Consider the following 11621-nt stretch of genomic DNA (forward strand, 5'->3'; position numbering starts at 1 on the left):
ATTCTTAAAATGGGCAGAGTCGCATTAAGATGTTTTTAGTCGGCTGAATACGCGACGGGCATTGCCCTCAAAAATCATCGATTTCTCCTCGGCCGTGACCTTGTCACTGGCATCAATGTAGCGTTTCGTGTCGTCATAGTAGTGGCCCGTCTCTGGGTCAACACCGCGCACTGCGCCAATCATTTCTGAAGCGAACAAGATGTTCTTCGCTGGCAATATATCAAGCAGTAGGTCGATGCCTTTCTGGTGATAAACGCAAGTATCAAAGTAGATATTGTTCAATACGGTTTCTTCAAGCGGTGGCAGTCCCATATCTTGTGCGATACCGCGGAAACGACCCCAGTGATAAGGTACTGCGCCGCCACCGTGTGGGATGATGATTTTCAGTTCAGGGAAGTCTTTGAATACGTCAGACGTCATTAATTGTTGGAAAGCCGTCGTGTCCGCGCCCAAGTAATACGAAGTTGTGGTGTGCAGGCACGAGTTACAAGAGCCGCTAACATGGATCATCGCGGGTACATCTAGCTCTACCAGTTTTTCATACAGTGGGTAGAAAGCACGGTCGCCCAAAGAGGCATCTTTCCAAAAACCACCCGTTGTATCTGGGTTCAGGTTACAGCCGATGAAGTCCATTTCTTCAACACAGCGAACCAATTCAGAAACAGATTTTGAAGGGTTAATGCCTGGTGATTGCGGCAGCTGAGCAACAGGGGCAAAGTTTTGAGGGAATAGGTCACACACACGGCGGATTAAGTCGTTTTGATGCTCTGTCCAAAAGCGACTTGTGTGCTCGTTGCCAATATGATGCCCCATCCAACTTGCACGAGGAGAGAAAATCGTTAGATCTGTGCCACGTTCTTTCTGTAAACGAAGTTGATTGTTTACGATACTTTCGCGAATCTCATCGTCTGAAATGTGAATTGAACCTTTGCTACCAATGTGGTTTGGGTTTTCAGCTAGCGCAGCTTTTTGGCTTTCGCGGTAGTCGCCCACCTGAGGCGGTGTGGTTGTGTAGTGTCCATGGCAGTCGATAATCATCTCGGCAGTCCTTTGTTGTTTTTGTTGCTAACAACTATAACGACCAAGGCTTATTCTCGACTATTTCAATTTATTTCGAAGGTATAAGATTTTGAGATAGAGAGTTGCAATAACGACAGCGAAAAAGCGATACTCCACATGGGTTGGAGCCATAGAAAATAAAAAATGAATGGGTGTTGAATAAAAGTGATTGGCGTTAAATAACGCTATTCTGGTAGCGTTGAATAAAGTCCAGAATAAGGTGGAGCGAAATGATCAACTGTCGACTTATTGGTGCCAATATAGATAAATCCAAGTCACCCGAGTTCCATAACCTATTAGCAGAACAACTTAATATAGATCTCGATTATCAATTAAGCCCATTAGAGAGTGGAGATATATCCGATTTTCGAGCGCATTCATCTCAAATGGAAGAAAGTAATATTCACGCTACTAATGTGACTTATCCCTATAAAGAGATGGCGGTTCAAGTGGCTGACTTTTTGGATACGTCAGCGAAAATAGTTGAAGCTTCCAATACATTAATCTTTCGCCCAGAAGGTACGTTCGCTTACAACACTGATTTTTCTGGCTTCATTAATGCCTACAATGTTTTTCGGCATTGTAAGCCCGGTAAAACAGTGCTTATAGGCTGTGGCGGTGTGGGTAAAGCGGTGGCTTCGGCTTTAACAGAATTAGAAGCCGAACATATCGCGCTTTATGACCGTGATACCGAAAAAATGCATGGTTTAGCTCAGATGCTAGAAAAAAGAAATGTTAAGGTAACTTGTCTTACAGAGACAACATTAGAGCAGCACGTTAGAGAGGCGGATGGCCTTCTTAATTGCACTCCAATAGGGCATTACAAGACACCGGGCATACCTATCTCAAGTGATTGGATAGAGAACCAACAGTGGGTATTTGACGCTGTGTACACGCCAATTGAAACTGAATTTATCAAAGCTGCGATGGGGGCGAACCTCGCGGTTTTAACGGGCTTTGAACTGTTTTTTCATCAAGCGGTTGATGCGTTTCAACTGTTCACCGACCGTGAATTAACACCTCAAGAGTTATCTCAATTTCGTCAAAATCAATTTTCAAATCCCGTCTAAGGATAGAAGTAAGGAAAGGAACAATGAAAAAATTATTAGTGTTGAACGGACCAAACCTAAACCTACTAGGAACTCGTGAGCCTCAACAATATGGTCATGAAACACTGGCAGACGTAGAAGAAAACTGCCGCAAGTTAGCCGCTAAATATGATTGCGAAGTCGAGTGCTTTCAAAGTAACACTGAAGGTCAGTTGATCGATGCCGTACACAAAGCAGGTCGTGAATTTACTGCCGGTGAATGTGTAGGCGTGGTATTCAACCCAGGTGCTTATACTCACACGTCAATTGCCTTGCATGATGCTATCAAAGGCGTCGATGTTCCCGTTGTTGAAGTGCATATCTCAAATGTTCACGCGCGCGAAGCATTCCGTCATCACTCTTACATATCGCCTGTAGCCGCAGGCACAGTGATTGGTATGGGAACTAAAGGTTACGGCTTAGCGATTCAGTTCCTGTTAGACGACTAATACCTCTAGTCGAATACAAACCTCAACATCAAGCCTCTAGCATCGTTAGGGGCTTTTTTACGGCTTAAGTTCTGGAGTAGGGTAAAACACCAACTGTACGCGATTACATTCCATTTGAACTCACTCTCTATGCAAAATGCCTTATGGTACAAACGACATCAATTCTCTATGCCGACTCTAGTCCCACAAATCAACTATTTGCACGAAATCTAATATACACCTCACTAATATATTGAATAATGAGGCACAATCACGCCTATTGTTTTATGTAATAAGACCAAAATTAACGTCATGGTTAAACGCCATCGAAAACAATTGTAGTAGGTATCTGATGCATTTCATAACTTGTTTTTCTTTAACTTTTTCTATTTTTTTGTCAACACAGAGTTTTTCTGAAGAGCTAAAAATTTTCACTTGGGAAGACTATATCTCTGACACTCTGATAGAAGAGTTTGAAGAACAGTACGGTCATACTGTTTCTCAAGTTTATTTTGAAAATGAAATGTTGCGTGATGCTGTTGTGTATTCAGGTAAAGCCCTAGCCTATGATTTGTTTATCATTGATGGGCTAACTATTGGCGAACTGGGCAAAGCAGGCACTTTAGGGGATTTGTCTAATACTTTGAAGGAAGGTAATTCAAACTTTACAGAGGTGTCTCGCAGAGCTTGCGGGGTGCATGGCATTCCGTACGCTAATGGTACCATGGGGGTCGCATTTCGGTCTTCAAGAGCTACCGAAGGTATAACCTCTTGGATGGACGTTTTCGACTACGCATTAGAGCACCCTCAAACTGTTGTGATTCCTGATGACGATGTAGATACCATTGCAATCGCATTATTGGCGTTAGGGTTCGATCCTATGACCGAAAATGAAGTCGAATTGGCACAAGCGTACAAACTGTTAATGAAGGTCCGTGAACAGCTATTAGTAATAAGAGCGGCTATTGGCTACGCTCTAGATAAAAAATCTGGCTCTAAAATGGAAGTTGCCGTTATCTATTCAGGAGAAACAGAACAAATAGCGTCGTATACAGAGCAAGATGATTGGATCTATACCATTCCTCAAGAAGGTACTTTGATGTGGCATGAATGCTTTAGTGTCCATAAAGACAGGCCTATTAGCAAAGCGTCGATAGAGTTCCTTAACTTTATTAACACACCTGAAAGATCGGCATTAAATGCAGAAGAGATGTGGTTCGCAAGCTCGAACAGACACGTTTTGGGCTTAGCATCTGATGATTATCTGTTAGATGAAGAGTTGTTCCCAACGGGATTAGACAGCGGTTCATCGTTTACCTATAAGACACTAAGCAAAGAAGCTTCAGACCTGAGAAGCCAAATACTCTTTGTTATTCATAACCAAAGATATAAAACAAAAAAATGAAACTGTCGCTAAAGATCAATTATATTCTGCTCCCTGTTATGGTGGTAATTTTCTCCATCGCCGGAGTGTTTTCGTATACCAGTCAAAAAATGCAACTGAACTCGTCGCTATCGGAACAATTACAAAGTGAACTTACTCATATCTCTCATGAGCTTAATGAAGCGCTTAGAGAGCTCGATTCTGCGATTAGAATGAGTCTAGAGAACTACTACATTCAAAAGTATCTTATTGAAATATATGATGACACTGCTCAATATTACACGGAGAAAGAGCTAACGGCTTATATCAATCAATTAAAGCTCAATCACAGTACGATCGAGAGCTTTGCTCTAGTGGATATTAATGGCAAAGAGCTTATCTACTTTAATACGTCGGACCCATTTGCAAAATACTCTGCTGATACGGTTGTGACGGATCACCTTGCTGCGATTCAACAAGCATTAGACTTGAAAGGTGTAGCTCGCGTTAATGCCTCTACCTACAAACTGAACGATGGTGTTGAAGGCCCTGAATTTTTAGTTGTAAAGACATTTACACCCGAGCAGAGTTTTACTGTCCCAACCTTTTCTTATGGGCAGACATTACTTACTGCAGTAGTTCGCTCCAAAATTAGGCACTACAATGAATTTCAAGAGTCTGTGAGAAGTAAGCTTGATCCTGGCGCTCAACTGATACTTAGACCTAATACTACCTCGCACTCGCTGGGGAACGAAGAACAGATAAAAGATATTACCCTGCCAGACTATGAATTGGGTTTTCAGTTAATACATGACTTATGGTCGATCAAAATTTGCCTATCTCAAATACACCTCAATAAGTTGTATAAACCCTTTCAACTTCTTTACGCTGTTATTGTTTTGTTAGTAACGGCTGTCACTTTCTTACTACTAAAGTGGCTAATCGTAAAACAAATCATTAAGCCAGTGGAGAGACTGACTAAGAAAGTGGAGTCCGTAAATCATGATGGCTTAGTCTACATAGAGCGTTCCAAAAGTAACGACGAAGTCTCCATCCTTACCAATAAGTACATTAATTTGATTACTGATCTCGATGATCTGGCAAAAAGAGACTCTCTGACGGGCTTACCAAATAGGAAAAAATTCAATCTAGATATCACGCGTATAATGAGTAACTGCACCGAAACAGATACAAAGTGCGCCGTTATCTACTTTGATATTGATAACTTTAAACACGTAAATGACAAGTACGGACATCATGTTGGTGACCACTTATTCGTAGTGTTTGCAGAACGCCTTGTCGAGAGCTTTGTTGATTTTGAGTGGGGAAATCTAACTATCTCTGAGCTTGAGTTCGCCAGGCTATCTGGGGATGAGTTTGCCATCATAGTTGGTGGATTGGACGACTTAGATATACTTACCGAATTTGCCCATCGAATTCTCTCTCTCTTTGAAGACGGCTTCGAAGTGGATGGTACTCAATTTGATATTGGGGTCAGTGTCGGTATTTCCGTTTACCCTGATGATGCTAACTCTGTCACCGAACTGGTTAACAATGCTGATTCAGCGATGTATGCCTGCAAAAATGTCGCGGGAAGAAACCATTATCAATTCTACTCAAAAGAGATGGATAGAGAAATAAAGCGTCATACTCAAATTAATGAAGACTTGAAAGATGCGATTAAATCTAACGAGTTCTATCTAACCTATATGCCAGTTTATGATATCGAAAAAGGTAAGATAAAAGGTGCAGAAGTTCTAATCCGTACAAGCCACGAGGCTCTTCTCTCCTACGGGCCAGCGGACTTTATACCTGTAGCAGAATCGTCAGGCTTAATTAAACATATTGATTATTGGGTTTTTGAAAATGCTTTGCAGAAGCTGTCCGTCTGGATAGAAGAGCTGAATTTTGATGGTACATTAGCGATTAATTTCTCATCCTGGCAACTCTCCAATTCCGACTTTGTCAATGTACTTTCTGGGTTACTGACGCGCTATGAGATTCCAGCCCACATGGTTGAAATGGAAATCACCGAAACCTGCTTTATACCCGGTGATGAACAAAATATTGAGAGACTTAAGGCGTTGAAAGAACTTGGAGTGAAGGTTTCTCTTGACGATTTTGGTACCGGCTATACGGCCTTTAGCCAACTAATAAATTATCCTATTGATACGCTTAAGATCGACCGTATGTTTGTCAACGCAATTGACTCTGAATCAACAGAAAAACAGCTTATTGAAGTGATCATAGAAATGGCCAAAATTTACGACCTCAATATCATTGCAGAAGGCGTAGAAACAGTGAGTCAGTTAGATTACGTTCGCAACAAAGGATGCCAGGAAGTACAAGGCTTCTTGCTATCTAAACCCTTAAAAGAAGATGATTTTATCGCAGCCTGGAAGAGAGGGAGTTTGCCTGAATACAGTTAAAACATATGACACCATAGAATAAGGCTGGTTCTGAGTTTTGAAATAATATATCGCTTGGTGCTCACATTTTACCCGTGGCATTTTCTAGTTTGAAAATGCCCCGTTGCGCGTTAACATAATTACTCAGTGGTAGATCGTGCCACTGAAATCACCTTACTTTTGCTCATGGTTTACAGATGAGAGGCCGTGACAGAAAACTCCCATTTTCTATCAAAATAGGGGTGTGTAGACAAAAAATCCATCCGCATGACTATTCAATAATACCATGGTCGTGTTAGCTTTTATCTGAAGATGGTTATAAGGATTATTAATATGGATTTCAGGAGCTTACACTTTCAACCAGAGCCAGTTCTGATATGTAACGTATGGGATGTGTTTAGTGCAGTTATAGCAGAGCAGGCTGGTTACCAATGTATCGGTACTTCCAGTGCAGCCATTTCTCGTATGCTTGGGTATTCAGATGGGGAAGAAATTTCCTTTTCTGAGTTGCACGATCTTGTAATTAAGATTAAGGGCCGAACAACCATTCCGTTGACTGTTGATATTGAGGCTGGTTATGGGGAAACAATATCTGAAATTTATGACAATATTAAGGCGTTAGCTGAAATTGGGGTCGTTGGGATTAACATCGAAGATAGCGTAGTCATAGATGGAAAGAGAGTTCTAAAAGATCCATATGTAATGGAAAATACCATCTCTGGTTTGGTAGCACTTTTACGTGCATCAGGTATTTCCATATTCTTGAACTCAAGAACAGATGCTTATTTAGTCAAAAGTGATACTCCACTTGAGGAAACAAAGCTTCGTATATCCCTGTATCAAAAGGCAGGTGTAGATGGCATTTTTGTACCCTTTTTAGAGAAAAAAGAGGACATTAAGGTTCTTGCAGAATTCACAGAGTTACCTCTAAACGTAATGTGTACCCAACGTTTGCCTGACTTCAAGACTCTTTCTGAGTTAGGGGTAAAACGTATAAGCATGGGGAATTATGCTTATAGTAGGATCTATAAAAAACTAGAAAAAGACTTATTGAAAGTCGCGGATACTCAATCATTTGCACCACTTTTCAGTAATACAAATTGAGTTAGAGGAAAGTAAAATCTCTTCTACATATCTCCAAGGAGAACGGTTTGTCCTACTCCGTTCACCTATGGCACCTAATTATGAGGTGCTGCACGGTGTTTAGCAGTACTCAAAGTTATCCGCACTTATCTAAATTAACAAAGTCGCTAGCTCAGAAATGTCCAAAAGTTTGTTAGAACCCCTCAGTAATGACAACAATCGTGATGACCAAATTAAAAAGGAGGTCATCATGGTAGTTTTCAACAAAACGAAACGAAGTGGCGTCAAAAAGCCTTTTCGGCTTGAGGAAATTTGGCGGATCAGAACCAGATTAGAAATTGAAAATAATTTGATGCAGCTTGCGTTGCTCAACTTAGCTATTGATAGCAAACTTAGAGCAAGTGATTTGCTCGTTCTCAGAGTTTGCGATGTATCTTCGCAAGATAGGATATTTAACCGCGTTAAGCATATCCAGCGCAAAACAGATATTGAAGTTCAATTTGAGATAACGACAAGAACTCAGCAGAGTCTAATGAAATGGATTTTGATGGCTTCGCTACATGACAGCAATTTTATTTTCCCAAGCCAAAGGCGAAAGCAACAACCGATTAGCTATTCGTACTATCGATACTTAGTGAGGAGATGGGCTTCTAATCTGGGGTTGGATCCTAACTTGTATGGCACTCACTCGATGAGGCGAACAAAAGCGACGTTAGTCTACGCAAAAACGAAAAATATCCGAGCGGTGCAGCTACTACTTGGTCATACCAAGGTAGATAATACAATCCGCTATCTTGGGGTTGAATTAGAAGATGCATTGTTGCTTTCAGAAGGTACTGAGTGTTAATTGAAAAGGAACCTAAATACTTAGGTGTTTCAATTGCCATTACGCTGAAAGTTGTTACCCATTCACCTCTACACTTGATTATTTTCAATACGTTAAGTACAAATACTACTAATCTGTCCAAGGTTTAGAGTACCTTGAACAGATCAGGTATACACAGTCTTAAATTAAATCTTGGAATGTGTGTGTTTTTTCTTTGACTTGTGAGCTTTCATTGAAATTTTCAACACAAGTTGTTCTTGTTTAGTTGAAATGACCTGCTTAGTTAAAGCTTTGTGGTGTAGGTCCGTGATAAAGTTTTTTTCCCAAGGCGTAAGACGGTCAAACTTCAATAAAATAATGTCATTGAGTACATTGAACAACTCGTATTGGCTTTTATCCATTCGACTGCTAAGCATTCAATTAGAGCAGTTAGCTAGAGAAATGACGTTAAGGCTTTCTACTTTATCATTTTTGCCTAAGGTAAAAATTCGATAGGAAATCCCATATTCCAATAAAGGTCTTATTTCAATATTTTCACAAAAACTGACCGTTACTCGAGCAACTAATCTTTCCATATCTACAGTTTTCTTTTTTACGAAAACAATAGTAACAATATTGGCTTTTGATTTAGCACCCACAAGCGTGAGTGGTCCTAAATCTTGTGGCAGTTGGCTTGAGATAACCGTCGCTCTATAATCGGCAAGCCCATTTGATTCCATTGGGCTTATCTGACAACCACTAAGCATGACACTGACGAAGATAATTACTGTTGTTCGTAGCATTATGCGCTCCTTCTTCCTTTCTTCTCCCTTTAGGTGCCTTAAAATATTTATGGATATAACGTGAAGACATAGAAGATAAGAGCGCCCTGTAATCGAGACAGAATGTGACTGTTTCCCCTACAAATAGTGGTTTTTGTGAGGATTCAAGGACAAGATGATCACTGGTTGAAGACATTATCTTAATCCCATTCGGAGCCTTAAGCCCATTGACACAAACATCTTGGCGGCCTAATGCTACAATGGCTTGTGAGACCTCCCCTCTATCTTGAAGGCTTTCTTTTTCACCAAAAGCATTTAACCCTCGACTTCCCCAAGGCAAAGTCGGTTTAATCTTGGATTCAATCACTTCAGCGGTCAAAGAAACCGCATCCGTATGTAAGCCTTTGATATTTTCGTGCTCTAAAGGCTCACAGCCTAAAAAAATGGCTTCTCCTATACGAAGGTTATTTACTCGAGTTAAGCCTGTTCTCTGAAGAGCCCAGTTAACTGAAGCAGAATTACCCCCTGAAATAATTTCTAGACTGATCCCAAATGTAGCTTCAATTCCATCGGCAAGATCAGAAAGAATACTCATATTTTGATCATCTGGAGCGACACCATACCGACAGGCTAAATTCGTACCAATTCCTTTTATCGTGATGTTCGGTAAAGAAATAACTTCTCGGATAAAATCAATCACATGATTAGGCATCACACCTTCTCTGAGATCGCCAAGCTCAACCATAATAATAATATCGTGACGGCAATTTTGTTGTTCCGCTGCATGTGAAAGCCTCTGAATCACTTCAACTTCAGAGTTTAAACTCATATCACTGTATTTTATTACGCTCGCCACTTCACTTAGCATGGGTGTACGTATCAGCATTTTAGGGATAGCAATGCCAGATTCAGTCATCTTTTGAAGATTTTCGATTCTTGAATCGGCTAACATTGTTGCGCCAGCATCAATAAGAACTTGTGCGATGATAGGGTGGCCGAGGAAGGCTTTTGTTACAGGCGTGACAGATATGTTTTTCAGTGAGAGCTGACTAATCAGGTACTGAGCGTTATGGTGAACTTTCCCACAATCGATGTCTAACCTAGGGTAGTTCACCCTTTTTCGGCCAGTTTACTTGCTATTATAGGGAAGGCTGACGATACGATGTGCAACAGATGTTCGACAGGCTGTGATAATGCATCAGTAACCGGTAGACCAAATTCGGTAGTGTAACTGTCTATCACACAGCGTGTTTCATCCAACGACATATCTTCATGATTCAGTGTTAGTCCAATAACATTGGTATTAGAAAACGTTTCGATAAGATTGATTTCTGAGGCAATCGAAGGCATTGGGCAATCAGGAAAATCACTACGATATAAACGTTTAGGGGCATGTTGCAGTATCACACCCGTTGGACAACTGCCACGTAAGATAAAAGCGCTGGTTGAAAACGCAGGGTGACTCAAGGCTCCTTGCCCTTCAATAATTATCAGATCCGGATTTTCTTTTTCATAGGCCTGTACAATGACAGATTCCAACTCACCGGCACAAAATTGTGAAGGGACAGCATCGAGTGCAACGCAGTATTGTGCGCCTTGCATAATACCGGTTTGACCAGTGGCAATCAGAACGACGTTAAGGCCTTTTTTAGTCAGTTCATTCGCCAATATTGTCGCTGTTGTTCGTTTTCCTAGCGCGCAATCCGTCCCCATTACAGCAATTCTCGGACATTCAACGTTGTGTATTTTCCCGCTAAACGTTTTCAGATCGCCTTTATTTTTGGGTTTGCGAGTATCGAATATTCGAACGTTATTCTTTAAGCTAGCTTCTAAAAATAGAGGATCATCAGTTAGGAATTCATGTAAGCCATTTACGATGTTCATTCCTAGTGACATGGCATTTAAAATGATGCTTTTATCTAAGTCAGATAAAAAACCACTTGATGGCGCAATGCCAAAAATGAAGTAATCGGGAATGCTTTCCGCGTGAATGATAGCTTCTTCAGCATTAGCAAGGATAGGTATTCCATTGGCTTTGTTATCAAGAACTTCACCAGCATCTAAGCCAGCAGACTCACTATCAATAACCGATAGAATACGATAGCTTAACGAATGCCTCACTAATCCATTAGCGGTTTTACCATCAACTTTACCAAAATTACCTTCGCAATATATAATCGCAGAAGGGATGACAGGTTTTACTTTTTGAGCAAGTGGTAACCAAGGCGCTATATGGGGTACGTGATTGTTGGTTTCTACATTTTCAATTCTAGTGAGTTTGAATATGTTTCTTAACTTTTGGGTTGAAATTGACATAATTAAAGCCTGCTGTGAGGCTTAGGAGGGCAACTAAGGAGTGCCGAGATGTGAGTTCGGAAAAGAAAAGAAGTCCCTACTAAGCGGTAGGGATAGAGACCAAGGTAACACACTCACCAGACTTTTGTTGATTATTATTCATACGTTTTCTAAGTCTATCACTTCCGGCTTCACTCATACTAACGTGACTGATTAGAGATCTAAGACTCATTGTTCAACATCGCCGTATCAACCTCTCAGCTTTAAGGTTTCAAGATGTTTTTTCTAATATCAGTTAAGTTAATTAGAT

General features: G+C 40.7%; 11 protein-coding genes. 6 read left to right on the plus strand and 5 right to left on the minus strand.

The genetic code is table 11. From position 1 onward, the window contains the following. Window positions 1-24 precede the first annotated feature (24 nt). Window positions 25-1038, minus strand: a complete 1014-nt coding sequence (locus tag AB8613_RS15675; protein ID WP_146489923.1) for an amidohydrolase family protein — start codon at window positions 1036-1038, stop codon at window positions 25-27. A 251-nt stretch (window positions 1039-1289) separates the two neighbouring features. Between AB8613_RS15675 and AB8613_RS15680 the strand changes: the two genes are divergently transcribed. The 6 genes from AB8613_RS15680 (at window position 1290) to AB8613_RS15705 (ending at window position 8276) form a co-directional block, all read left to right on the plus strand. Beyond that, window positions 1290-2129, plus strand: a complete 840-nt coding sequence (locus tag AB8613_RS15680) for a shikimate dehydrogenase (protein ID WP_372384105.1) — start codon at window positions 1290-1292, stop codon at window positions 2127-2129. A 23-nt stretch (window positions 2130-2152) separates the two neighbouring features. Next, a complete protein-coding gene (gene aroQ, locus AB8613_RS15685; protein WP_050621174.1) occupies window positions 2153-2596 on the plus strand; it encodes a type II 3-dehydroquinate dehydratase in 444 nt (147 codons plus the stop codon). A gap of 331 nt (window positions 2597-2927) precedes the next feature. Further along, window positions 2928-3980, plus strand: coding sequence for a spermidine/putrescine ABC transporter substrate-binding protein (locus AB8613_RS15690; protein WP_372384106.1), 1053 nt, complete (start codon window positions 2928-2930; stop codon window positions 3978-3980). After that, entirely contained in the window at window positions 3977-6367 is a 2391-nt protein-coding gene (locus AB8613_RS15695) for a putative bifunctional diguanylate cyclase/phosphodiesterase (RefSeq protein WP_372384107.1), read from the plus strand. Before AB8613_RS15690 ends, AB8613_RS15695 begins: the two co-directional genes overlap by 4 nt. A gap of 372 nt (window positions 6368-6739) precedes the next feature. Further along, window positions 6740-7450, plus strand: coding sequence for an isocitrate lyase/phosphoenolpyruvate mutase family protein (locus tag AB8613_RS15700; RefSeq protein ID WP_372384108.1), 711 nt, complete (start codon window positions 6740-6742; stop codon window positions 7448-7450). A 229-nt stretch (window positions 7451-7679) separates the two neighbouring features. Next, window positions 7680-8276, plus strand: coding sequence for a tyrosine-type recombinase/integrase (locus tag AB8613_RS15705; RefSeq protein WP_016792302.1), 597 nt, complete (start codon window positions 7680-7682; stop codon window positions 8274-8276). Between the two features lie 164 nt (window positions 8277-8440). On the opposite strand, the gene AB8613_RS15710 is transcribed toward AB8613_RS15705, so the two are convergent. The 4 genes from AB8613_RS15710 to AB8613_RS15725 are packed head-to-tail and all read right to left on the minus strand — an operon-like array spanning window position 8441 to window position 11332. Continuing rightward, window positions 8441-8671, minus strand: a complete 231-nt coding sequence (locus AB8613_RS15710; protein ID WP_285954400.1) for a hypothetical protein — start codon at window positions 8669-8671, stop codon at window positions 8441-8443. Then, window positions 8672-9037 carry a type II secretion system pilot lipoprotein GspS-beta gene (gene gspS2, locus AB8613_RS15715; protein WP_372384109.1) on the minus strand — a complete coding sequence of 122 codons (366 nt, stop codon included), beginning with the start codon at window positions 9035-9037 and terminating at the stop codon, window positions 8672-8674. Then, complete coding sequence (locus AB8613_RS15720) at window positions 8994-10130, minus strand: alanine/ornithine racemase family PLP-dependent enzyme (RefSeq protein ID WP_372384110.1); 1137 nt, start codon at window positions 10128-10130, stop codon at window positions 8994-8996. Before AB8613_RS15720 ends, gspS2 begins: the two co-directional genes overlap by 44 nt. Further along, entirely contained in the window at window positions 10127-11332 is a 1206-nt protein-coding gene (locus AB8613_RS15725; RefSeq protein ID WP_372384111.1) for a DUF1611 domain-containing protein, read from the minus strand. The genes AB8613_RS15720 and AB8613_RS15725 overlap by 4 nt, the downstream gene beginning before the upstream one ends. Between the last annotated feature and the right edge of the window lie 289 nt (window positions 11333-11621).

This window comes from Vibrio sp. BS-M-Sm-2 (genome assembly GCF_041504345.1).
In the GTDB taxonomy this organism is placed as follows: Bacteria; Pseudomonadota; Gammaproteobacteria; order Enterobacterales; family Vibrionaceae; genus Vibrio; species Vibrio satsumensis.

What these genes read in the sequence shown, in the direction of transcription:
- AB8613_RS15695 (WP_372384107.1), top strand. Translation starts at nt 3,977, where the DNA reads ATGAAACTGTCGCTAAAGATCAATTATATTCTGCTCCCTGTTATGGTG.
- AB8613_RS15690 (WP_372384106.1), top strand. Translation starts at nt 2,928, where the DNA reads ATGCATTTCATAACTTGTTTTTCTTTAACTTTTTCTATTTTTTTGTCA.
- aroQ (WP_050621174.1), top strand. Translation starts at nt 2,153, where the DNA reads ATGAAAAAATTATTAGTGTTGAACGGACCAAACCTAAACCTACTAGGA.
- AB8613_RS15710 (WP_285954400.1), bottom strand. Translation starts at nt 8,671, where the DNA reads ATGCTTAGCAGTCGAATGGATAAAAGCCAATACGAGTTGTTCAATGTA.
- AB8613_RS15675 (WP_146489923.1), bottom strand. Translation starts at nt 1,038, where the DNA reads ATGATTATCGACTGCCATGGACACTACACAACCACACCGCCTCAGGTG.
- gspS2 (WP_372384109.1), bottom strand. Translation starts at nt 9,037, where the DNA reads ATGCTACGAACAACAGTAATTATCTTCGTCAGTGTCATGCTTAGTGGT.
- AB8613_RS15680 (WP_372384105.1), top strand. Translation starts at nt 1,290, where the DNA reads ATGATCAACTGTCGACTTATTGGTGCCAATATAGATAAATCCAAGTCA.
- AB8613_RS15725 (WP_372384111.1), bottom strand. Translation starts at nt 11,332, where the DNA reads ATGTCAATTTCAACCCAAAAGTTAAGAAACATATTCAAACTCACTAGA.
- AB8613_RS15705 (WP_016792302.1), top strand. Translation starts at nt 7,680, where the DNA reads ATGGTAGTTTTCAACAAAACGAAACGAAGTGGCGTCAAAAAGCCTTTT.